This is a genomic window from Ruegeria sp. ABM4_193, assembly GCF_056158705.1.
Window position 1 is genome coordinate 3,409,492 of record NZ_JBSWTT010000001.1, and the last position, 23,285, is coordinate 3,432,776.

23 protein-coding genes and 1 riboswitch are annotated in these 23,285 nt (G+C 58.0%); of the genes, 4 read left to right on the forward strand and 19 right to left on the reverse strand.

What is annotated here, in order from left to right; translation table 11 throughout:
- Positions 1-15 precede the first annotated feature (15 nt).
- Together ACXADZ_RS17100 and ACXADZ_RS17105 are read right to left on the reverse strand one after the other, a co-directional pair.
- On the reverse strand, positions 16-834 hold the full coding sequence (locus tag ACXADZ_RS17100) for an ABC transporter ATP-binding protein (protein ID WP_475198185.1): 819 nt from the start codon (positions 832-834) through the stop codon (positions 16-18).
- Positions 835-886: 52 nt separating this feature from the next.
- Positions 887-2,851 carry an AMP-binding protein gene (locus tag ACXADZ_RS17105; RefSeq protein WP_475198601.1) on the reverse strand — a complete coding sequence of 655 codons (1,965 nt, stop codon included), beginning with the start codon at positions 2,849-2,851 and terminating at the stop codon, positions 887-889.
- 128 nt (positions 2,852-2,979) lie between these two features.
- Between ACXADZ_RS17105 and ACXADZ_RS17110 the strand changes: the two genes are divergently transcribed.
- Positions 2,980-3,318: a hypothetical protein gene (locus ACXADZ_RS17110; protein WP_475198188.1), complete on the forward strand. Its 339-nt coding sequence runs from the start codon at positions 2,980-2,982 to the stop codon at positions 3,316-3,318.
- A 64-nt stretch (positions 3,319-3,382) separates the two neighbouring features.
- Here ACXADZ_RS17110 and mutT read toward each other — a convergent pair whose 3' ends face one another.
- The 3 genes from mutT to ACXADZ_RS17125 are packed head-to-tail and all read right to left on the reverse strand — an operon-like array spanning position 3,383 to position 5,859.
- Positions 3,383-3,781, reverse strand: a complete 399-nt coding sequence (gene mutT / locus ACXADZ_RS17115; RefSeq protein WP_171620365.1) for an 8-oxo-dGTP diphosphatase MutT — start codon at positions 3,779-3,781, stop codon at positions 3,383-3,385.
- Entirely contained in the window at positions 3,778-5,004 is a 1,227-nt protein-coding gene (argJ, locus tag ACXADZ_RS17120) for a bifunctional glutamate N-acetyltransferase/amino-acid acetyltransferase ArgJ (RefSeq protein WP_475198190.1), read from the reverse strand. Before argJ ends, mutT begins: the two co-directional genes overlap by 4 nt.
- A 6-nt stretch (positions 5,005-5,010) precedes the next feature.
- Entirely contained in the window at positions 5,011-5,859 is an 849-nt protein-coding gene (locus tag ACXADZ_RS17125; protein ID WP_171670157.1) for a peptidylprolyl isomerase, read from the reverse strand.
- Positions 5,860-6,035: 176 nt separating this feature from the next.
- Here ACXADZ_RS17125 and secA point away from each other — a divergent pair, with 176 nt between their 5' ends.
- From secA to ACXADZ_RS17140, 3 genes are all read left to right on the forward strand, one after another.
- A complete protein-coding gene (secA, locus tag ACXADZ_RS17130; protein ID WP_475198192.1) occupies positions 6,036-8,753 on the forward strand; it encodes a preprotein translocase subunit SecA in 2,718 nt (905 codons plus the stop codon).
- A gap of 100 nt (positions 8,754-8,853) precedes the next feature.
- A complete protein-coding gene (locus ACXADZ_RS17135) occupies positions 8,854-9,771 on the forward strand; it encodes a hypothetical protein (RefSeq protein WP_171092917.1) in 918 nt (305 codons plus the stop codon).
- A 24-nt stretch (positions 9,772-9,795) separates the two neighbouring features.
- Positions 9,796-11,346 carry a phosphate ABC transporter substrate-binding/OmpA family protein gene (locus ACXADZ_RS17140; RefSeq protein WP_475198194.1) on the forward strand — a complete coding sequence of 517 codons (1,551 nt, stop codon included), beginning with the start codon at positions 9,796-9,798 and terminating at the stop codon, positions 11,344-11,346.
- 3 nt (positions 11,347-11,349) lie between these two features.
- Here the strand turns inward: ACXADZ_RS17140 and radC are convergent, their stop codons facing one another.
- The 14 genes from radC to ACXADZ_RS17210 form a co-directional block, all read right to left on the reverse strand.
- Positions 11,350-12,105, reverse strand: coding sequence for a RadC family protein (gene radC, locus ACXADZ_RS17145; RefSeq protein WP_475198197.1), 756 nt, complete (start codon positions 12,103-12,105; stop codon positions 11,350-11,352).
- A gap of 35 nt (positions 12,106-12,140) precedes the next feature.
- Positions 12,141-12,875, reverse strand: a complete 735-nt coding sequence (locus tag ACXADZ_RS17150; protein ID WP_475198198.1) for an ABC transporter permease — start codon at positions 12,873-12,875, stop codon at positions 12,141-12,143.
- Positions 12,872-13,600 carry an ABC transporter ATP-binding protein gene (locus ACXADZ_RS17155; protein WP_475198603.1) on the reverse strand — a complete coding sequence of 243 codons (729 nt, stop codon included), beginning with the start codon at positions 13,598-13,600 and terminating at the stop codon, positions 12,872-12,874. The genes ACXADZ_RS17150 and ACXADZ_RS17155 overlap by 4 nt, the downstream gene beginning before the upstream one ends.
- Positions 13,597-14,271, reverse strand: coding sequence for a thiaminase II (tenA, locus tag ACXADZ_RS17160; RefSeq protein ID WP_475198200.1), 675 nt, complete (start codon positions 14,269-14,271; stop codon positions 13,597-13,599). Before tenA ends, ACXADZ_RS17155 begins: the two co-directional genes overlap by 4 nt.
- Complete coding sequence (locus ACXADZ_RS17165) at positions 14,268-15,203, reverse strand: ABC transporter substrate-binding protein (protein ID WP_475198201.1); 936 nt, start codon at positions 15,201-15,203, stop codon at positions 14,268-14,270. Before ACXADZ_RS17165 ends, tenA begins: the two co-directional genes overlap by 4 nt.
- Positions 15,204-15,223: 20 nt before the next feature.
- Positions 15,224-16,189, reverse strand: a complete 966-nt coding sequence (locus ACXADZ_RS17170) for a ThiF family adenylyltransferase (RefSeq protein ID WP_475198203.1) — start codon at positions 16,187-16,189, stop codon at positions 15,224-15,226.
- The gene (locus tag ACXADZ_RS17175) at positions 16,186-16,782 is read right to left on the reverse strand and encodes a thiamine phosphate synthase (protein ID WP_475198204.1); all 597 of its coding nucleotides are present in this window, start codon (positions 16,780-16,782) and stop codon (positions 16,186-16,188) included. The genes ACXADZ_RS17170 and ACXADZ_RS17175 overlap by 4 nt, the downstream gene beginning before the upstream one ends.
- Entirely contained in the window at positions 16,779-17,543 is a 765-nt protein-coding gene (locus tag ACXADZ_RS17180) for a thiazole synthase (protein ID WP_475198206.1), read from the reverse strand. The genes ACXADZ_RS17175 and ACXADZ_RS17180 overlap by 4 nt, the downstream gene beginning before the upstream one ends.
- A gap of 2 nt (positions 17,544-17,545) precedes the next feature.
- Positions 17,546-17,740, reverse strand: coding sequence for a sulfur carrier protein ThiS (gene thiS / locus ACXADZ_RS17185; protein WP_171184601.1), 195 nt, complete (start codon positions 17,738-17,740; stop codon positions 17,546-17,548).
- A complete protein-coding gene (locus tag ACXADZ_RS17190) occupies positions 17,724-18,701 on the reverse strand; it encodes an FAD-dependent oxidoreductase (RefSeq protein WP_475198209.1) in 978 nt (325 codons plus the stop codon). Before ACXADZ_RS17190 ends, thiS begins: the two co-directional genes overlap by 17 nt.
- A complete protein-coding gene (gene thiD, locus ACXADZ_RS17195) occupies positions 18,698-19,501 on the reverse strand; it encodes a bifunctional hydroxymethylpyrimidine kinase/phosphomethylpyrimidine kinase (RefSeq protein WP_475198210.1) in 804 nt (267 codons plus the stop codon). The genes ACXADZ_RS17190 and thiD overlap by 4 nt, the downstream gene beginning before the upstream one ends.
- Positions 19,502-19,545: 44 nt before the next feature.
- Positions 19,546-19,652, reverse strand: a riboswitch (TPP riboswitch).
- 207 nt (positions 19,653-19,859) lie between these two features.
- Entirely contained in the window at positions 19,860-21,128 is a 1,269-nt protein-coding gene (locus ACXADZ_RS17200; RefSeq protein WP_171648197.1) for an ABC transporter permease subunit, read from the reverse strand.
- Positions 21,125-21,931 carry a taurine ABC transporter ATP-binding protein gene (locus ACXADZ_RS17205; protein WP_171092888.1) on the reverse strand — a complete coding sequence of 269 codons (807 nt, stop codon included), beginning with the start codon at positions 21,929-21,931 and terminating at the stop codon, positions 21,125-21,127. The genes ACXADZ_RS17200 and ACXADZ_RS17205 overlap by 4 nt, the downstream gene beginning before the upstream one ends.
- Before the next feature lie 101 nt (positions 21,932-22,032).
- Positions 22,033-23,034 (reverse strand): taurine ABC transporter substrate-binding protein, encoded by a 1,002-nt coding sequence (locus ACXADZ_RS17210; RefSeq protein WP_171092887.1) that lies wholly within the window; start codon positions 23,032-23,034, stop codon positions 22,033-22,035.
- Positions 23,035-23,285 lie beyond the last annotated feature (251 nt).

Consider the following 23,285-nt stretch of genomic DNA (forward strand, 5'->3'; position numbering starts at 1 on the left):
ATATCTGTCCGGATATCAATCATGGCTGACCCCCAGATAGGCGTCGATGACCTCTTGGTTGTTGCGCACCTCATCGGGTGTTCCGTCCCCGATCTTCTTGCCGTAATCCATCACAACCACCCGGTCGCTCAGGTCCATCACAACGCCCATGTCATGTTCGATCAGAGCAATCGTGGTTCCGAACTCATCATTCACGTCGAGGATAAAGCGGCTCATGTCCTCTTTCTCTTCAACGTTCATGCCCGCCATGGGTTCATCCAGCAGCAGCAGCTTGGGTTCCGCCGCCAGCGCTCGCGCCAATTCGACGCGTTTTTTCAAACCATAAGGCAGGCGGGACACGGGCGTTTTGCGGATGTGCTGAATCTCAAGGAAATCGATAATCTTTTCGACTGCCTCACGGTTCTCCGTCTCTTCCGCCTCGGCCTTGCCCTTCCACCACGCCTGCTGAAACATGTTGGTTTTCATAAAGCTCAGCCGCCCGGTCATGACGTTGTCCAGAACGCTCATGCCTTCGAACAGAGCAATGTTCTGGAACGTCCGCGCGATGCCCTGCTGCGCCACCTCAAAAGGTCGCATTGGCGGGCGTTTTGAGCCGTGGAACCAGACCTCCCCCTCTTGCGGGACGTAAAAGCCCGAGATCACGTTCAGCATCGAGGATTTGCCCGCCCCGTTCGGGCCGATGATCGCCCGGATCTCTCCCTCGCGAATGTCGAACGAGATATCCTTGATCGCCACCACACCGCCAAAGCGCAGCGTGATGTTCTTCATCTCCATCACCACACCGCCAATCTGGCGGCCGTCTTCGGTGATGTATCCTTCGGAATTATCCAGCATCAGTTACTCCCTGACACGAAAACGAGAAGATGGGCGGCAGGTCGAGCGGCGCTCATTCCGCCGCAACCTTGTGCTGCGCGACCGGCACAACCGGTGCGTCTACGATCTCCAGAGTTGCAGAAATCGAGCCCTTGCGGCCATCCTCATAGGTCACTTCGGTGGTGGTCGAAACGCTCTCGGACCCGTCATATAGCGCGGCAATGATGTCGTGGAACTTGTCCTCGACAAAGCCGCGACGCACCTTGCGGGTCCGGGTCATCTCGCCATCATCGGCGTCCAGTTCCTTGTGCAGAACCACAAAGCGATGCACCTGGCAGCCCGACAGCATTTCATCTGCCGCGACCGACTTGTTGACCTCTTCCACATGGCTTCGAATCGTCTCTAACACACGGGGATGTCCCGCAAGTTCCTGATAGGACGCATAGGCCACGTTGTTGCGTTCCGCCCAGTTTCCGACCGCCGTGAGATCGATATTGATGAAGGCCACGCAGCGATCCTTGCCATTGCCGAACAGCACGACCTCAAGGATATCGGGATAGAACTTCAGCTTGTTCTCGACATATTTCGGCGCAAACATCGACCCATCGGCCATTTTCCCCACATCCTTTGCACGGTCGATGATCCGCAAGTGACCCGAGGTCTCTTCAATGAACCCCGCATCCCCTGTGGCCACCCACCCTTCGGCATCTTTGGTCGAGGCCGTCGAATCGGGATTGTTGTAATACTCAACAAACACACCGGGCGAGCGATAGTGAATCTCACCCTTATCGTCGATCTTCAGCTCCACATCCGGTGCGGGAACCCCAACTGTATCGGCACGCACCTCGCCATCGGGCTGCACGGTGATGAACACGGTCGCTTCGGTCTGGCCGTAAAGCTGTTTCAGGTTGATGCCCAAAGAGCGGTAGAAATCAAAGATTTCCGGCCCAATCGCCTCACCCGCCGTATAGCCGACGCGAAAGCGGCCATAGCCCAACGTATCCTTGAGCGGGCCGTAGACCAGCATATTGCCCAACGCGTATTTCAGCTTATCGCCAAAGCCCACCGGTTTGCCGTCCAGCAGCAATCCTCCGACCTTCTTGGCGTGCGCCATGAAGTGGTGGAACATGCGCTGCTTCAGCTTGCCCGCATCCTCCATCCGGATCATCACATTGGTCAGCTGAGTCTCAAAAACGCGCGGCGGTGCGAAGAAATAGGTCGGCCCGATCTCGCGCAGGTCTGTCATCATCGTGTCGGCGCTTTCGGGGCAGTTCACGCAGAAACCGCACCAATAAGCCTGACCAATCGAGAAAATGAAATCCCCAACCCAGGCCATCGGCAGGTAAGAGAGAATGTCTTCGTTCCGCGTCAGATGATCAAACTCGGCAGAGTTCTTGGCGCTCTCGATAACGTTACGGTTCGACAGCACCACACCCTTGGGTTTGCCCGTGGTGCCCGAGGTATACAGCATCACGCAGGTATCGTCGTAAGTGATCGCAGAGATGCGTTTGTCCAGCTCGGCATCGAACCGTGCGTGACCCGCGCTGCCCTCGGCCATGATGTCCTCAAGCGCGTTCATCTGGGAATGGTCATACTTCCGCATTCCACGCTTGTCGGTATAGAGGATGTGTTTGACCTGATGCAGGTTTTCCTGAATTTCGATGACCTTGTCGACCTGCTCTTGATCACCGCACACGACGTATTTCGCACCACAGTGTTCCAGCACATAGGCCATCTCTTCGGCGACCGAGTCCTGATATAATGGCACCGGAACTGCGCCGACCATCTGCGCAGCCACCATCGACCAGTAATGCGCGGGACGGTTGCGGCCTATGACGGCGATATGGTCGCCTTTCTCAACACCCAATTCCAAAAACCCAAGCGCAATCGCTCGGATTTCCTTGGCGGCTTCCGCCCAGGTCCAGCATTGCCAGATCCCGAATTCTTTTTCCCGATAGGCCGGGGCATCCCCGAACTGGGTCACGTTGCGGTGTAACAGCGCCGGAAGGGAGCTTAACCCCTCAGCGCCCGACTGCATCTGAGCCAATCTTTTTCTCCTCCCCATCCGGCCCCTCCTCCGAGCCGGAAACGACAGATCGGGAACACGCCCCAGTTGTCGATGCCCCGATAAGGGACGTAGGAAAGATCAACGTCAAGTTTTGCCTGATGTTTTCTCAATTCTTACGAATTGTAACAGGGGTGGGCTCGACTTTTGGTAACCAGTCGAAGGTAAAGCTGGTGAACCTGAAAGGCGGGTGTAAAAAATGGCAAATCCAAATATGGCTCAATGAAGCGGGACGTGACCGGCTTATTGAACTTCTCCAATCGCTTGACCGAGATGATGAGCACTTTCACATAGCCCCAGCTGGTTACGATGGGGATTGCACTGTTTCTGAAGTTCCATATGGAGAAACTGACCGTGTCTTATCTTGGGGCAAGGTGTTACTTCGCCTAGACGAATGGGATCGAGAGTACTTTCCGCATGTGATGGGCGAAGATACGTGAAAGACGGATTCGTCCGCACAGCAGATATTCCACTAGATCATTGGAAAACCTTTAATTTACCTCCCTATAACCAATCCCTCAGAATCGGAATCAACGGTATGTCCGCCGCAGGCATCGGGTAGTTCCGCAGATCGTTCGCGCGCACCCATTTCAGCGCCTGCCCTTCTTTCGACTGCGGTATCCCCTCCCATTTGCGGCACGCAAACAGAGGCATCAGCAAGTGGAAATCATCATAGCTGTGGCTGGCGAAGGTCAACGGCGCGAGGCACGAGGCCCAGGTGTCGATGCCCAACTCCTCATGCAATTCGCGGATAAGCGCGGCTTCGGGGGTTTCGCCGGGTTCGATCTTGCCGCCGGGGAATTCCCAGAGACCGGCCATGGATTTGCCCTCGGGACGTTGGGCCAGCAGGACGCGCCCCTCGATGTCGATCAGGGCAACGGCAGACACTAACACTGTCTTCATGAACGATAATCCGCGTTGATCTCGATATATCCATGGGTCAGGTCGCAGGTCCAGACGGTGGATGCGCCCTCGCCCAGCCCCAGATCGACCGCGATCACAAGGTCCTGACCCTTCATATATTCGGCCGCATCCTCCTCACGGTAGTCAGGGTTGACCCAACCTTTTTCCGCCACAAGAATGTCGCCGAACGAGATGCTCAGCAGGTCACGATCCGCCGCGGCGCCAGATTTGCCAATGGCCATGACGATACGACCCCAGTTCGGGTCCTCACCCGCGATGGCGGTTTTGACCAGCGGAGAGTTGGCGATGGCCAGCCCGTGGGTTTTGGCGTCGGCGTCCGTGGCGGCTCCGGTCACACGAATTTCTACGAATTTCGTGGCCCCTTCCCCGTCACGCACCACCTGTTGCGCGAGGTCCAGCATCACGGTTTCCAAAGCCTCGGCAAAGGTGGAATTGCCAGTGGCGTCCACACCAGATGCCCCGGTGGCGCAAAGCAACAGGCTGTCCGAGGTCGACGTATCGCTGTCTACGGTAATGCAGTTGAAGGTCCGGTCAGTCTGCGCGCTCAGCATGGACTGCAGCGCCGATTGCTCGACCTGTGCGTCGGTGAAGATATAGACCAGCATCGTCGCCATATCGGGCGCGATCATGCCGGACCCCTTCGCAATCCCTACAATAGAGACTGTTTTTCCGTCAATCTCGACCTGTGCTGATGCACCCTTGGGGAAGGTGTCGGTGGTCATGATGGCACGCGCCGCATCCTCGATGGCTTGACGGCTCAGGCCGGACTTCAACGTCTCAAGCTGCGATACGATACGGTCATGCGGCAGCGGTTCGCCGATCACGCCGGTGGACGAGGTAAAGACGCGTTCTATCGGAACGCCGGTGGCCTTGGACACGGCTTGTGTCACCTCGGCCACCGAGGTCTGGCCATAGTGACCTGTAAAGGCATTGGCATTGCCCGAGTTCACCAGGATCGCCGCAGGCCCTTCGCTGGACCCACCGATCTTGTCCTGACAATCCAGCACCGGCGCAGCCCGTGTGGCCGAGCGGGTAAAGACCCCGGCCACCGAAGTGCCCGGGTCCAGAACCGCCAGCATGACGTCGGTACGGCCCTGATAACGCACGCCGGCCTCGACAGTTGCGAAACGCACACCGTCAATCGCGGGCAAATCGGGGAAAGACGCTGGGGCCAGCGGCGAAACCTTGGTGATCTTGGCCACGGGTCTTTACTCCTGAATCAGATCCAGTTGGCGCATGATCTCGGGGCCTGCGCCTTCCAATGCGGGACGCTCGATCTGGGCCTGCTGCGTCAGTTCATCAATGCGGGCCTGAATGACTTCTTGCTGGATCGTCTGCACAAGCTCTTCGCGCACAACGTCCAATTCAGGCGCTTCGGTCTTGCGCTTGTCGTTCAGCTTGACCAGATGCCAGCCAAATTGGGTCTGAACCGGGTCCGAGATCTGCCCTTTTTCCAACGCGATCACGGCACCTTCGAATTCGGGTACCATCTGGCCTTTGCCGAACCAGCCCAGCGCACCTCCGTTTGGGCCGGACGGGCCGGTCGAGTTCTCGCGCGCAAGCTCGGCAAAGTCGGCACCGTCATCCAACTGCGCCTTCAGCTCTTTTGCTTTTTCCTCGGTCTCGACCAGAATATGGCTGGCGTCAAATTCATCTTCGCCCGCGAAATCTTTGAACTGCGCATCATAGGCCGCCTGTATGGCCTCATCCGTGACGGCAGCTTCCGTCAACGCAGTGACAGTCTGTACTGCACGCAACGAGCGTTTTTCATTTTCCAACCGCAGGGCGTTTTCGGTGGTCAGATCTTCCTGCTGCTGGCCCAGCAGTTGCTGTTGAATCATCTGCTCCAGCACAAAGTCGAACAGAACATCATCTTCAGCCTGCAGGTACTGCTGAGGCAGCGCAGCAACGGTCGCAATCAAGTGACCAAGTGTGATTTCATCGCCATTCACACGTGCCAAAACTGTGGACGCGTCGGGCTTGGTTTCGGCGGCCAGCGGCAGTGCCATCATGGCAGTCAGAGCCAGCGATGGCAGAAAAGTGAGGCCTTTGGGCATTGAATCATCCTATTTCCTTGCCGCGACAGGGCGCAGCGTTGACACTCTGGAACCTGCCGCTTACATCGCTTTGAAGCCTTGGACAGGGCCGCCTTTCACCCCCCGTATCTATGGGTTGCGCGCAAGGTGGGCAAGCCTGTCGAAACCAAGACAAGAACAGATCCGCTGGAGTGAACATGCTGGGACTCGGAACGCTCGCCAAAAAGGTGTTCGGAACACCGAACGACCGCAAGATCAAGGCGACCCGCCCCCTGATCGAAAAGATCAACGCATTGGAGCCAGAGTTCGAAAAACTGTCGGATCAGGGCCTGATCGACAAGACCGAGGAACTGCGCAAGCGCGCTCTGGATGGCGAAAGCCTGGATGATCTGCTGCCCGAAGCCTTTGCAAACGTGCGCGAAGGGGCCAAGCGTGCTTTGGGTCTGCGCGGCTTTGACGTGCAGTTGATGGGCGGCATCTTCCTGCATCAGGGCAACATCTCGGAAATGAAGACGGGTGAAGGTAAGACACTGGTTGCAACCTTCCCTGCCTATCTGAACGCGCTGACCGGCAAGGGTGTGCATGTGGTCACAGTGAACGAATACCTGGCCAAGCGCGACTCGGAATGGATGGGCAAAGTATTTGCCTCTGTGGGCATGACCACGGGCGTGATCTGGTCGGGTCAGCCCGATCCAGAAAAGATGGCCGCTTATAAGTGCGACATCACCTACGCCACCAATAACGAGCTGGGTTTCGATTATCTGCGCGACAATATGAAGGCAGATCTGGAACAGGTTTATCAGAAATACCACAACTTCGCGATTGTGGACGAAGTCGACTCGATCCTGATCGACGAAGCGCGGACACCGCTGATCATCTCGGGACCTGCACAGGACCGTTCGGATCTTTACACTGCGATTGACGCGCTGATTCCAACGCTCAGCGATGATCATTTCACGCTGGATGAAAAGTCGCGCAATGTGACGTTCACCGATGAGGGCAACGAGTTTCTGGAAGCTCAGCTGCTTGAGACCGGGCTGATACCAGAAGGCCATTCCCTGTACGACCCGGAAAGCACGACAGTCGTGCACCACGTCAATCAGGGCCTTCGCGCACACAAGTTGTTCCAACGCGACAAAGACTACATCGTGCGTGACGGCAATGTCGTTCTGATCGACGAATTCACCGGCCGCATGATGCCGGGCCGCCGCCTGTCGGAAGGTCTGCACCAGGCAATTGAGGCCAAAGAAGGTGTGCAGATTCAGCCCGAAAACGTGACGCTGGCCAGCGTAACCTTCCAGAACTATTTCCGCCTGTATGACAAGCTGGGCGGCATGACCGGTACAGCCCTGACCGAGGCCGAGGAATTTGCCGAAATCTATGGGCTTGGCGTGGTCGAGGTTCCAACCAACAAGCCAATTGCCCGGATCGACGAGGACGATCAGGTCTATCGCACCGCAATGGAAAAATACGGTGCAATGATCGGCGAAACAAAAAAGGCTCAGGAAAAAGGCCAGCCTGTTTTGCTGGGCACTACGTCCATTGAGAAATCTGAACTGCTGAGCCAAATGCTGACCAAAGAAGGCATCGAGCACAATGTTCTGAACGCCCGTCAGCACGAGCAAGAGGCGCAAATCGTTGCGGATGCAGGCCGTTTGGGTGCCGTAACAATTGCCACAAACATGGCCGGTCGTGGTACCGACATTCAACTCGGCGGCAATGTCGAAATGAAAGTGCTGAAGGCACTGGCCGAAAACCCCGAAGCGGATCCATCTGAACTGCGGGCCGCAGAAGAAGCGCGCCACGCTGAGGAAAAAGAAAAGGTTCTGGCGGCGGGCGGCCTGTACGTCATGGCGTCTGAACGCCACGAAAGCCGCCGCATCGACAACCAGCTGCGAGGTCGTTCCGGCCGTCAGGGTGATCCGGGCCGCACTGTGTTCTACCTGAGCCTTGAAGACGATTTGATGCGTATCTTTGGCTCGGAACGTCTGGACAAGGTTCTGACGACGCTAGGCATGAAAGAAGGCGAGGCAATCATCCACCCTTGGGTGAACAAGTCGTTGGAACGCGCGCAATCCAAGGTCGAAGGCCGCAACTTTGACATGCGCAAGAACGTTCTCAAGTTCGACGACGTGATGAACGACCAGCGTAAGGTGATCTTTAGCCAACGCCGCGAAATCATGTCGGCCAATGACCTGTCCGAGATCGTCTCGGATATGCGCGAACAGGTGATCGATGACCTGATCGACGAATATATGCCGCCAAAGTCCTATGCGGATCAGTGGGATACAGACGGGCTGCATGAAGCGATCAAAGACAAGCTGACCGTCGACGCGCCGGTTCAGAACTGGGCCGCTGAAGAAGGCGTGGACGACGAACAGGTGCGCGAGCGCCTGATCAAGACCGCAGATGAGATGATGGCGCAAAAAGCTGTCGCCTTTGGTCCGGAAAACATGCGCAACATCGAAAAGCAGGTATTGCTGCAAACCATCGACAGCAAATGGCGCGAGCATTTGCTGACGCTGGAACATCTGCGTTCGGTTGTCGGTTTTCGCGGTTATGCCCAGCGCGATCCGCTGAACGAATACAAAAACGAAAGCTTCCAGTTGTTCGAAGGCATGCTGGACAGCTTGCGCGAAACCGTCACGCAGCAATTGTCGCGCGTGCGCCCTCTGTCTGAGGAAGAGCAGAAAGAGATGCTTGCCCAGATGGCCGCACAGCAGGCTCAGGCGCAACAGGCGGTGGACAAAGCCGCCGATCAGGCCGAAGCCAAAGCCGAAGCCGCTGCGTCTGGCGATGCACTGCCAGGGTTTGATGAGACAGACCCGTCAACCTGGGGCAACCCGTCGCGGAACGATCCCTGCCCCTGCGGTTCAGGCAAGAAGTTCAAACACTGTCACGGCAGATTGACCTAACGTTAACAACCTCTGATCACATTGAGTCCGTATCGCGGCCATAAATTGGCCGCGATTCGTGGCGAGAGTGCAAGCTGCTCCTTCAACTGGGGAGGGTGTCTTGTTTGTAGTTCGCAACTACGTGACCATGTGCGGAACGGTGGTATGTGCTTTGGGCATCGGCTACCTGATGCAAAACGGATCTTCTGCGCAGCACAACGCCGCGCAGGGCGGTATTGATGTCGCATCGGCGTCAGAGCAGTCTTCGGTTTTGTCCGGGCTGGAAGATATCGTTTTGACCTCAGCCACACCGTCTGACGCAATTCCCAGCAATGCAGCTCCTGTACCTGGTGGGGTTCCCTCTGCGGTCAGACCGACGGATTGCAACATCAGCGCCCGCGCTACCGCTATTCCGGGCGCGATGGCCCGCCTAACACTTAAAGCGCCTTGTAACGCGGAAGAGCGTGTTGAGGTCCATCATAGCGGTCTGACGGTCAGTCAGATGACCGACGCGTCCGGCGCACTGCAAATGACGATCCCGGCCTTGTCGGAGTATGCGATTTTTCTGATTTCATTCGAAGACGAAAGCGGCACTGTCGCCACCACTCACGTTTCTGACATTGTCGAATACAATCGCGTTGCCCTTCAATGGCAGGGTGAGACCGAATTGCAGATCCATGCTCTGGAGTTCGGCGCCACCTATGGCGGCGATGGCCACGTTTGGGCTGATGCTTCGGCGCAAGGAACAGGCGACATTGTGCGACTTGGTCAACAAGGACTAAGCAAGACGCAAAATATCGAAGTCTATTCTTTCCCGGCCAGTGCGTCGGACCAGTCTGGCACAATCGATCTGACGGTCGAGGCGGAAGTGACCGAGGCAAATTGCGGGCATACTCTGAACGTGCAAGCGTTAGAACTTTTGTCAGACCGCCGCCTACGATCCCGCGACATGTCGCTGGACCTGCCCGATTGTTCACACGCAGGTGAGTTTCTGGTGTTGAATAATCTTCTCTCAGACCTGACAATCGCGGCAAAGTAATCCGCAGGCAGGTTTGACTCTCTTATGACATTATTCCGTGTAGCGGCAGCTGCGCTGATTTCATTTGCCACTGGCGCTTTGGCGCAGGACATCACGCTGACGTCGCATGACGGCAAGGTCGAAGTGACCGGCAATCTGCTGGGTTTTGACGGCGAGTTTTATCGCGTTGAGACTCAGTTTGGCCCGCTGACAGTAGATGGCTCTGGCGTCACCTGCGACGGCCCCGCCTGTCCAAACCTGACGGATTTTGTGGCTGAGCTGTGGCTTTCCGGCTCCTCCGTTATGGCTGAAACGGTTCTTCCCGCACTCATTATAGGGTTCGCACGGCAAGAGAACCTGACAGCAACCCCAGCCCGCGTAGATTCGGACAGTTTTGTCTATGAGCTCAGGCAGGTTGACCGCTCAGCACCACTTGCACGGTTTTATTTTGACGTTGGAACAACGGCGCGTGGGTTCAGGGATCTGGTTGCGGATCAGACAGATATTGTGATGGCCCAGCGGGAAGTGCGCGAGTCAGAACGAGAGGAAGCCGAAGCTGCCGGTCTGGGTAATCTGAAACGGGCGCGGCGCTCACGGGTCATTGCGTTAGACGCTATGGTTCCGGTGGTTGCTGCTGACAGCATGATGCAGCAAATCTCGATGGCAGATTTGGCCCGTATCCTGTCCGGGGAAGTGACCAATTGGGTGGAATTGGGCGGACCGGACGCGCCGATTGCCCTGCATGTCCCGGAAATGGGATCCGGGCTTGCACAAGCTGTTGAAGACCAGGTCCTGAAAACCGTGGATGCAGATTTGTCGCCGTCAGCGATCCCGCACAGCCGAATCGGAGATCTGACAGACGCCGTGGCCAAAGACCCCTTCTCAATTGGGATAGCCAGCAAAGCTACAGCTGATGGCACGCGCCCCCTGCCGTTGACCGGAGGCTGCGGTCATCCGCTTGCCGCCACCCGACAATCAATCAAGACCGAGGATTATCCGCTGACCCTGCCGATGTTCCTCTACCTGCCGGATCGACGCCTGCCACGGATCGCGCGGCAGTTTCTGGCATATACCCAAGGCCCCGGCGCACAGATGGCGATACGGGGCGCTGGTTATGTGGATCAATCGCCCGAAACTCTGCCAATTGGCGTGCAGGGCGACCGGCTTGCCAACGCTATTGTCACCGGCGGCGCTGAGGTCGAGCTGGAAGAATTGCAGCGTATGATCGACACGCTGCGTCCGCTGTCGCGCCTGTCCTTGTCCGTTCGGTTTGAACCCGGATCATCGCGGCCCGATGCGCAGTCTCGTTCAAACATCCAACACTTGGCGCAAATGCTTGAAACCGGAACGCTGAAGGCGCGCAAGCTGGTGTTTGCTGGCTTCAGCGACGGTGATGGCGGGGCCGCTGCCAATGCCCGCATCGCCTTGCGGCGCGCTCAAACCGTGCGAAATACTGTGCTGGCGGCAATGGAATCGTCACTGCCCGAAGGTATCGAGGTTTCAGCCGAAGGGTTTGGTGAGGCGATGCCAATGGCGTGCGATGACACCGAATGGGGCCGCAAAGTTAACCGTCGGGTCGAAATCTGGGTTCAGTAAGCGCTACAGGAATCCTTCCGACCGAAAACTCAATTCGGTCGATTTCCCAATGATCAGGTGATCGTGCAAGGTTAGGCCCAACGCCGAACACGCATCCTGAATACGGTTGGTCATATCTATATCCGACTGCGAAGGCGTTGGGTCACCAGACGGATGGTTATGAACCAAAATCAAGGCCGAGGCATTCAACTCCAGCGCGCGTTTGGCAACCTCGCGCGGATAGACCGGCACGTGATCAACGGTGCCTTTGGCTTGCTCTTCATCCGCGATCAGAACGTTTTTTCGATCCAGATAGAACACGCGAAACTGCTCGGTCTCACGATGGGCCATGGTGGTGTGACAATAATCCAGCAGCGCATCCCAGCCCGAGATCACATGCCGCTGCATCACCCGCGCACGCGCCATCCTGTGGGCGCAAGCCTCAAGGATTTTCAGATCAGTAATCACCGTATCGCCCACGCCTTTGATCTGGCGCAGTCGTTCTTCGGACGCGGTCAACACGCGGTTGAAATCGCCAAACGCATCCATCAACGCACGCGCCAGCGGCTTTACGTCTTGTCGCGGTATGGATCGGAACAGCACCAGTTCCAGCAACTCGTAATCCGGCATTGCCGCTGACCCGCCTGCCATGAACCGTTCGCGCAGCCGCTTGCGATGGTCTTTGATGTAGGAGGGTATCCGACCAGAGGGCAGCGGCTGCGCCAGCGCTTCGTCCGTGTCAAACAGCATAGGGGCTTCGGCAAAGGCGTTCTGGGTCATAGCTTCACCCTGACGCAGAATCGGTTTCTGATTGGTTAACGCGCCTCGCCCGCCATGCGCGCGGTGGCGCGGCGGACGATCATGTGCAGAAGGATCGAGAACACACCCAGCGTCAGCATCGCCGCAAACATCAGGTCGGTCTTGGCGCGACCATTGGCCAGCAGCATCAGATATCCCAAACCTTGCGACGAGCCGACCCATTCACCAATCACCGCCCCGATCGGCGCATAGACTGCCGCCAGACGCATGCCCGAAGCCAGCGAAGGCAGCGCCGCCGGAATACGGATGTGCCACAGCACCGACCGTTTGCTGGCCTGCATCGTGCGCGCCAGATCCAGATAACCCGGTGGCGTGCGCATCAACCCATCAAAGAAAGACGAGGTGATCGGGAAATAGATGATCAGCACCGCCATCGCGACTTTGGACCACAGACCATAGCCAAGCCACAGGGTCAGCAACGGTGCCAGCGCAAAAACCGGCAGCGCCTGAGTGAACACCAGCATGGGCTGCACCAAAACCCGCGCGGCGCGCGAATTCGCCAATTGAAGCGCTGTGATGACGCCCAGAACCGTTCCGACACCCAAGCCTATGACAACTTCAACTGCGGTGATCCACGCATGTTCGGCGATCACCCATCTGTTTTGCCACCAGGTTTCGGCCACCAAAGCGGGGCCGGGCAGAATGAATTTTGGCAAACCTGTCAGGGTCACGATCCCTTGCCAGATGATCATTGCAAACAGTGTAGCTGCGATTGCCGACAGGTACTTCATACCGCGTCCTCCCGCAGAAGTCGCAGCAACGCGCCCTGAGTTTCCAGCGTTTCCAGATCATCCACGCTGCGTGGGGCCGGAGCGTGAGGTGGGTCGCAAGGGGTCAGGCCATGTTCGGTCATGACAACAATGGACTGCCCCAAGCGCGCGGCTTCACCGGGGTCATGCGTGACTAAAAGGACAGTTCGCCCTGCCAGCGCCTCGGCCGCCAAATCCTGCATATCGGCGCGGGTCCGGGCGTCGAGCGCTGAAAACGGCTCATCCAGCAGAACGATGGGCCGGTCTTCCATCAGCGTACGGGCCAGCGCGACGCGCTGTCTTTGGCCCCCCGACAGCTCGGTCGGTTTCTTGGTCATGTGATCCTGCAGGCGCATCCGTTTGATCAGGCCGTCACGCCGATCCAGATCAGGCTTTTCGCCCCGCAGCCGCGCACCAAGCGAAACGTTCTGCGCCACTGTCGCCCAAGGCAACAGTAGGTCGTCCTGCGCCATGTAAGCCACCCGATCCGAGACCGGTAAACCGTCGCTTGCTGTGATCTGGCCCGAGAACTCGGCCCCGGTTTCCAACCCGGCAATCAACCGCAAAACGGTCGTTTTTCCCACGCCCGATCCGCCCAGCAAACAGGTCCATGCCCCTGCCCCAAGGGTCAGGGTCAACGGAGCGAACAGGGTTGCGCCGTCGATTTTGGCAGACCCGTTTATGGTCAGATCAGGCGCAGGGGTCACGGGGTCAGGCCCATTTGCCAGAAATTCACCTCCAATTCCGTCGCCGTCCGGAAGGTTTGACACAAACGATCCCAGCGGGGCGAAGATTCAAAATCCGCCCCAAGTCGCCGTGTTAGAGCCGAATCCAGCAACTCACCTACCGCTTGGCACGCGCCTTGATACTCTTCCCCGGCATAGGTGTTGATCCAGTCGCGATAGGTATCGGACGTCGCCTCTTCTGCCAGCCGGGTACCGATCTCACCATAGCCCATAACGCAGGGAGCCAACGCTGCCAGCAAGTCCAGCAGATCGCCGCTGTATCCCGCTTCGAGGACGAACCGCGTATATGCAAGATTTTCGGCGCGTTCAGGGGTGGCAAACAATTCATCCTGTGAGATTCCAGCAGCCTCACAGATACCGATGTGCAGTTGCATTTCTTCCGCGACCAGAGCGTTCACGGTACCGACCGCTGTCAGCATTTCGGAATGCGTTTCCGATTTCACTACCGCCAAAGCCCAGGCACGAGAAAAATGGATCAGAAACACGTAATCCTGTCGCAGATAGTGAAGAAACGCCTCACGCGGCAGCGTGCCGTCTTTCATTCCTTCGACAAAGGCGTGGCGGGTATAGTCCCGCCACGGTCCCTGCGCCGCGTCACGCATCAATGTGAAGGCTTTGCCATACCCGCTCATTGTGCGGTCACGTCGATGGTCAGATCACTGACCGGAAGGACACTGTCGATCATGCCGCTTTCGTTCAGGAACGCCTCGAACCGGGCATAGCGACCGGCATCAAAGCCTGCGGGGCGCAGTGCAAAACGCGGTAGCGTGTCGACCCAGGCGCGGGCGTTCAGCTCATCTTGCAGTTCAGGTGACGTGCCTGCGAAGATCTCCCAGCTTTTTTCCGGGTTGTTGACGATATACTGGGTCGCCTTTTCGGTCGCGGCCAAGAAGCGGGCGATCTTGTCTTTGTCCATCGTCTCGGGGTTGGCGACATAAATCAGTTCGTCGTAGGATGGCACGCCTTCTTCCTCGATATAAAAACAAGTGCCCGGACGACCTTCGATATCCATCTGGTTGAGTTCAAAGTTACGGTAGGCGCCGATAACCGCATCGACCTGACCAGTCATCAGCGAGGGCGAGAGCGAGAAGTTGACGTTGATCAGCTCCACATCGTCCAGAGCAACGTCATATTTGCCCAGAACGGTGCCAAGGATGGCCTCTTCGACACCTGCGACAGAGAAACCGATCTTCTTGCCCTTGAGGTCGGCGGGCGATTTGATCGGGCCGTCTTCCAGCACCAAAAGGCAGTTCAAGGGTGTTGCAACCAGCGTGCCAACGCGTTTCAGGGGCAGGCCCTCGTGGACTTGCAGATGTAGCTGGGGCTGATACGACACGGCCAGTTCTGCCTGACCAGCAGCTACCAGACGCGGCGGGGCGGACGGGTCCGCAGGTGGGACGATTTCAACCTCAAGCCCCTGCTCGGCGAAATAGCCGTTTTCCTGCGCCACAATAATAGGGCCGTGGTCAGGGTTGATAAACCAATCCAGCAGAACGGTCATCTTGTCTTCGGCCCAAGCTGGCGCGGCGGCCAGAAGGGCAATGGCTGTCATCAGCTTTTTCATGTCTCGCGTTTCCTTTTCACTCACGAGGTTGAGGCCGCGACAAGGACGATCTCGCCCGGCCAATCTGGTTGTAACTGTTCGGCGGCGCGCCAAGACCGCAGGCCTGTGGCGCAGCAAAGTGCAAGCCTTTTGCCTTTGTTAGGGTCTAACTTGTGAAGTTCATTCGGCAAAAAGCGAGCGGCGTTTGGATGGGCAGGAATCGGCGCTTCTTCGACACCGCGCAGCTCCACGATCTGGTCGGTATCCGTCAGTTGGCCAGCCGACAGGAACCGAAAACGCGTGGTCGGCTCGGGTGCATCGTCAAACCGGAACCCGGTACTGCGCAGAGTACGCGCGTCATACTGCACCATCTGCCCCAAAGGCGACGGCTCCAACCCGAGGATCAGGTTCAGCACCATCTGTGCCTGCATCGCCCCGATCACGCCAACCACAGGACCCAGAACGCCCGCTGTCGCGCAACTGGCCCCACTGTCCGGCGCATCCGGGAACACAGCGCGCAGGGATGGCGCACCGCCACAGAACCCGCCGACATAGCCCGAAAGCCCCAGAACCGATGCGCTGATCAACGGTTTGCCTTGCTCCAGGCACGTGTCCGACAGGATATAACTGGCCGCGTAACTGTCAGCGCAATCCAAAACGGCATCGGCTTGCGCGACCAGAGAGGCCGCATTTTCACTGGTAAGCGCGTGATTGAAGGCGACAACTTCAACCTCGGAATTCAACGCGCGGCACCGGTCGGCGGCCCGCTCTGCCTTGGGCTGTCCGCAATCGGCCTCAGCAAACAAGGTTTGCCGATGCAGATTCGACAGATCCACGTTGTCACCATCTACAATCGTGATCTGCCCCAAACCAGCCCCGGCCAAAAGCGGTAGGACCGGCGCGGCCAACCCGCCCGCGCCGACCACCAGAACATGAGCCGAAGTCAGGCGACCCTGCCCTTCTTCGCCCACTTCTGGCAAAAGCGTCTGACGGGCATAGCGGCTCATCTTGTGGCCTTGATCCACGCGCGCACCCGCGCTTCGGGGTCAGCATTCAGAGTAATGTCCGTCACGGCCGAGACAATATCGGCCCCGGCCTCCAGCACACCTGCCGCGCGCTCAACGCTCATACCGCCGATGCCCACCAAGGGAATGTCGCCAACGCGTGCCTTCCATTCGGTCACACGGGGCAGGCCTTGCTGATGCCATTTCATCTTTTTCAGGATGGTTGGATAGACGGGCCCTAACGCCACATAGTCGGGATCCATGGCCAACACACGCTCAAGCTCATCGTCGTCATGGGTAGAAACACCCAGCTTTAGACCCGCTTTTCGGACGGCTTTCAGATCTGCATCGTCCAGATCCTCTTGCCCCAGATGAACCCAGTCGCACCCCAGATCAATGGCATGTTGCCAGTAATCATTGATCACCAGAACCGACCCATGATCGCGGCACAAATCGCGCGAAGCCGCTATCTGGTCGCGTACCTCATCATCCGGCTGATCCTTGACGCGCAGCTGCACCAGCTTGACACCCAGCGGCAACATCCGTCGCAGCCAGTCCGAGTGATCGAAGATCGGATAAAAACGGTCCAGCGTCATGACAGGAATGCCTTTCCAACAACAGGGGTAGAAGGTTCAGCCATATCGCGCGCCTCGATCGGGTCAGCCTGATGGGCCAACTGCCCGGCCAGCGTCGCCTGCGCCATCGCTTTGGCCATCAGAACAGGATCTCCGGCGCGGGCCACGGCAGTGTTCAACAGCACGGCGTCATAGCCCAGCTCCATCGCGTGGGCCGCATGGCTGGGCAGGCCAATACCGGCATCGACCACCAGTGGAACATCTGGAAACTCGGCCCGCATCGCGCGCAAGGCATATTCGTTGTTCAGACCACGCCCAGACCCAATCGGCGCGCCCCAAGGCATCAGCACCTCGCACCCAGCTTCCAGCAAACGTTCGCCCACGATTAGATCATCGGTGGTATAGGGAAACACCTGAAATCCGTCTTCGGTCAGGATGCGGGCGGCTTCGACCAACTGGAACACATCCGGTTGCAGGCTGTCGGTGTGTCCAATCAGTTCCAGCTTGATCCACGAGGTCTCAAAAACCTCGCGGGCCATATCGGCCGTGGTCACGGCCTCTTTCACTGTGTGGCAACCAGCGGTGTTGGGCAGGATCAGGACACCCAGTTCCCGGATCATCTGCCAAAAGGTCTGCCCGGCACCGGATTCACGGCGCAAGGATACGGTTGCAACACCCGCACCACTGTCGCGGAAAGCCTGCTCCAAAATGGCCGGGCTGGGATACTGGGCCGTGCCGAGCATCAAAGGGTTGGGCAGTTCGGTTCCGTAGAAGGTCTTCATGCTCACCCTCCCTGCATCGGTGCAACAACTTCGACCCGGTCGCCATCGGCCAATTCGTGCGCAATGCGTAGACTGGACGGCACGAAATCCTCGTTCACTGCGGTGGCAACGCGGCCAGTGAAGCCGCATTCGTCCAGCAGCTCGGCCAGGGTTTCGGCGCGTACGTCCCGCGCCTCTCCGTTAAGCACGATCTTCATCGACCATCTCCGAATGTGTGTTGTCCAACGCCAGATCCGCCACACCCTGCGCCAACGCCGGGGCCAGCAGGTAACCGTGTCGATAAAGCCCGTTGGCATAGATTGTCCTGCCCAAGCGGCGGATGCGGGGCAAATTATCGGGAAAGGCAGGGCGCAGATCGACGCCTATTTCCAACACCTCAGCCTCACCAAAGGCCGGGTTCAGGGCATAAGCCGCGCTGAGCAGTTCCAGCATGGACCGGGCCGTGATGCGGCTGCTGTCTTCGCTTTCGATCATGGTCGCACCCAGCATGTAGATGCCATCGCCCCTCGGCACGATGTAAAGCGGCATCCGGGGGTGCAAAAGACGCACGGGACGGGTCAGCGTCACGTCGGGGCTACGCACGACCAGCATCTCACCCTTCACACCCCGAAGATCATGAAGGTACTCGCGCGCGTGCAGACCGCGACAGTCGATTGCGTTCTCAAGCTGCACGGGGGCCAGTTTGCGATGGAACTCCACCCCTTGCTCTCGCAGACCTCGATGCAAGTCCTGCAATGCCTGACGGGGATCAAGGTGGGCTTCTTGGTCAAAGAACAGACCTTTCCCAAACCCGTGCAGATCGGGCTCTAATTCAGCGATTTTCGCGCGATCAGCATCCACATACGCCTCAGTCCGGCGCGCAAATCTGCGTAGGTCTGGCAGGTCTCTTGCACTTGCAACGACCAAGGTACCGCACCGCTGTACCTGTGTGCGACCAGCCCACCAGTCGATGGCCTGCTGACCCAGTCTCAGCACCGGTTCTTCCGCGTTTTCATATTCACACCAGGGGGCCAGCATGCCCCCGGCCCACCACGAACACCCGTGCGGGCCCGGCGGGCCGCCGGGATCAAACACCTGCACCTTCGCGCCGCGCGACACCAGTTCGCTGGCGACGGCCAGACCGGCAACCCCGGCTCCTATGACAGACCAGACGGTCACTTGGGCCAGACCTGATAGAAATGATGCACCGGACCATGCCCGGAACCCACGTTCAGCTCATCTGCGCGTCCAATCGCGCCTTGCAGGTATTCATGCGCCTGCGCAGCGGCCTGCTTCATCGGCAGACCCTTTGCCAAACCCGCGGCAATCGAGGATGACAAGGTGCATCCGGTCCCATGCGTGTTTTTGGTGTTCAGGCGCGGGGCCAGAAACTCTGCCACGATACCTGTCGGGTCGATCAGCAAATCATGACACACCTCGCCCGCACCGTGACCGCCTTTCATCACCACAGCGCGCGCACCCAAAGCGCAAAGAGCCTGACCCTGAGCGGCCATCTCCTCGGGCGTTTCGGCCTCTTGTGCATCCAACAGGCAAGCGGCTTCGGGAAGATTTGGGGTCAAAACCGTCGCCATCGGCAACAACACATCGCGCAAGGTTTGAATTGCCTCTTGCGCCAGCAAGGCGTCACCGGACTTGGCGATCATTACCGGGTCCAGAACAATGGGGCCTTGAAAGTCAGCCAGCCCCTTGGCAACGGATTGAATGATCTCGGGTGTAGCCAGCATACCGATCTTTACGGCTTTGACGTCCAGATCGCCCAGCACCGCGTGAATTTGCGCCTCGATCACGTCCAGAGGGATACCATGCACCGCTGTGACGGCCTGTGTGTTCTGTGCGGTGACAGCGGTGATCACGCTGGCCCCAAAAACACCAAGTGCTGACATGGCCTTCAGATCGGCCTGTATCCCGGCACCGCCGCCACTGTCGGATCCCGCAATGGTCAAGGCAATTGCAGCCATGTCGTCGCTCCATCTTATTTGGGCAACGATGTAGGAAAACTGTCTGCATTCATAAGACCGTTCCCTACGCCGGAATTGCCCGGATCAGGTTCGATGGGTTAGCGCAGCCGCGCCTCTCAGCCCTGCGATCAGGGCACCCCAACGGTTGGCGCAGACAATCTCAGCCGCCGACGCCAAACGCAAGAGCCAATTGGGCGTAATCAGCCTGCAAACTGGATATATCGCTGACCCGTTTTGTCACACGCATAGCAGGGCGGCAGGCGCACAATGAAAGAGGCGCGGCACCCGGGACCGGGAAACCGCGCCTTTTATCGGTCTAAAAGCAATCAGACGCGCGTTGACGTCTGATTCAAATCGATCAGCTTTTACCTTTCCAGGGCACCAGAACACGTTCGGCCCAGCGCATCAGCATGTCGATACCGAAGCCGATGACGCCAATCAGGATGATACCCATGATCACGATGTCGGTGTTCTGAAATTTCGAGGCAACCATGATCATCATGCCAGCCCCTTTTTCAGCAGCGACCAGTTCTGCAGCAACAACCGTGCCCCAGCAGACGCCCATCGCAACCCGCGCACCGGTGAAGATCTCGGGCAGCGAGTTGGGGATGATCACATAGCGCATCACCTGCCACTTTGACGCCCCAAGGGAATAGGCCGCGTGTACCTTCGAGATGTTCACGCCGGACACACCAGAACGGGCCGCAATCGCCATGATCCACAGCGCCGCCAGGAACAGCAGGATAATCTTGCCGCCCTCACCAATCCCGGCCCAGATGATCACCAGCGGGATCAAGGCCAGCGGCGGAACCGGGCGCATGAATTCGACGATCGGGTCGAACCATCCACGGAACCAGTTGGACAGGCCCATTGCATATCCCAACGGAATGCCCACAAGCGATCCCAGAAGGAAGCCCACGATCACGCGGAACAGCGAATAGCCCAGATGCTCCCAAAGGGTGAAGTTCCGGAAGCCTTCGCTGGCAATCTCGCCCAGCCGTTCGAAAACGTTTTCCGGTGCGGGCAGCCAGATCGGTTCCATCTGCCAGCCTTTGTCCGGGTCAATATTGAGTGTGCCACGCTGCGACATGACCACACGGCCGAAATCGGTGTTCACAACGCCACCGGGTTCAATCGGCTGACCATTCACAGCAACGATCTTGGCCCCCTCGTCGCGACCGACCTCATCATTTCGGTCAAGGCGGGCCAGCTTGCTGCGATAAGCCTGAACCACTACGGCATCGTCTTTGGCAAATCCGTCACCGGGTGCGACCTCGGGTTCGTCCACCGGTGCGTCCGCAGGGTGCACAATTACCGTCACCGTGGCGTCATCGGTCTGACCATCTGCCGTTTCAACCGTGTAGGTGAACGTACCTTCTCCGACATACGGCCCCGGCGCGTGCAAGAACGACGGCAACAAGGCCGACCCGGTGAATGCGCCCCAAAGCACGAAGATGGCGATGATCGAGATGATTGACGCCTTACGATCCGAGACAACGGCGCTTTCATCGCCGAAAGTGACCGTCTTAAGTGACGTGAAATCATGGCGGTCTGTGCCTGCGGTCACCAGTTTGACCACAAAGAATGCGCCGATGAATATCGCGATATAGATCAGAATGGGGATCATTGCGCTGCCTCCGTCCGACCCATGATTTCTTCTTCCATGTCCCAAATCATGCCCAGGATTTCTTCGCGGTTGGTGGCGAAGTCGGGGTGTTTCTTGACCTCACGCAGATCCTGGTCGACGCCCATATCTGCGAAGGGAAGGCGATATTCCTTGTGAATGCGCCCCGGTCTGGGTGCCATCACCAACAGACGCTCACCCAGCAGCAGCGCCTCTTCGACCGAGTGGGTGATCAGGATGATGGTCTTGCCGGTCTCTTTCCAAAGTTTCAAAACCAGCGATTGCATTTTTTCACGGGTCAGCGCGTCCAGCGCACCCAGCGGTTCGTCCATCAGGATGACATCGGGGTCATTGGCCAGACATCGCGCCAGCGCCACGCGCTGCTGCATCCCGCCAGACAACTCGTAGATCGCCTTTTCCTTGAAGTCCTGAAGGCCCACGACCTCAAGCAGATGATCGACCTCGGCCGCGTATTGCGCTTCCTTCTGGCCCTTCATCCGGGGACCAAAACTTACATTGTCACGCACGCTCATCCATTCGAACAAAGCGCCTTTTTGAAACACCATGCCACGTTCGGCATCAGGGCCAGTGACCGTGTGGCCATTCATCACGATCTGCCCTTCGGTCGGGGCCAGAAAACCCGCTACGATGTTCAGCAGTGTGGTCTTGCCGCAGCCCGAGGGGCCCAGCACGCTCATCAACTCGCCTTCGTTCAGATGCAACGTGACATCTTTCAACGCCTGCACTGCCGTTCCATTGGGCAGGTCGAAGCGCATGGAGATGTTTTCGATGGATAAACCTGTCATATCCGTCTCTCTTTGATACAGGCGCCCTCACGCGCGGGCGGCGCGCCCAATTGCCGGGTCAGCACCGGCGGGCGCATCGAAATGCGCCACGCCGGACTCTGTTACTTGCCGTCGGCAATCGTCATCGGTTCAGTGTTGACCGAGTTGGCATAGCTGTCCAGCGCACCGTCGATGCTGCCGGCTTCGACAAACACGTCGGCCACACCTTTCATGAAGGTCTGCACATTGCCGCCCAGCCATTTCTCTGACAGCTGATCATCCATGCTGGGGAAGCCCATTGTCCCGATAGCGGCGCGTGCGCCGTCAAGGTCCATGCCGGATTCCTTGGCAACAACCTCAAGCATCGCATCACCGCCGGCACCCGAGTTCCAGCGCTCGTTTGCGTCTGCAGTTACCTGCAGGAACTGTGCGACCAGTTCCGGATTTTCCGAGATAAAGCTTTCCGGGGAAGAGGTTACGTCGAACACCAGAATGCCCAGTTCTTCTTTCTCGGCACCAGTCAACAGAACGTTGCCGTGTTCTTTCATCCGGGACAGACCGCCGCCATATCCGCAGGCGAAGTCAACCGCGCCCTGGCTCAGGGCTGCCGCGCCTTCAGGCGGGGCCATGTCGACAACTTCAAGGCTGGCCAGGTCGATTCCGAAATGATCCATCTGGCGCAGGAAGCCATAATGCGCAGCTGTACCCAGCGGAACAGCGACCTTTTTGCCCGCCAGTTCGCTGGCGTTTTCCTTGTCGATCTCCAGCGCTTCCGACACGACACAGTTGTCATTCTCGGAATACGTCACGGCGACATCAACCACCTGAATCGCCTGGCCGGCGGATGCGGCAACAACGAAAGGCGGAATGCCCTGGCTGACCGCAATCTGTACGTCGCCCGAGGCCATCGCCGCGCTCATCGCGGTGCCGGTTTCAAAACTCACCCAGTTGACCTTGAGGCCAAGCGCTTCGTCATAGGTTCCGTTGGCTTTGGCTTCCAGCATGGGCAGGGGCCATTCCAGGAAGTATGCGACTGTGATTTCTTCCAGATCCTGCGCAAGTACCGCATGGCTTGTCAGTGCAAGCACACTGGTCGCTGCGAGAGTAGCGAGTGTCTTCTTCATAGTATCCTCCGGTTGGGTCACTTTTTGTTTTCAGCGCGAACCGCCGTTTTATCTTTTGAGGGAGCGTTGGTTGCGTCTTGCGACACGGTGCCGATTCTTTTGCACACCGCTTACCTCGAAGCCCTTCGCTCTATCGTGGTGCAGAACAGTTGTTCTGGAATAAAACACTAGAGAGTGCGCGTTCTTTCCGTCAACTGTTTATTGTTCAACTATACATAAACAAGCGCTCAAAAGCTTGAAATGAACAAAAA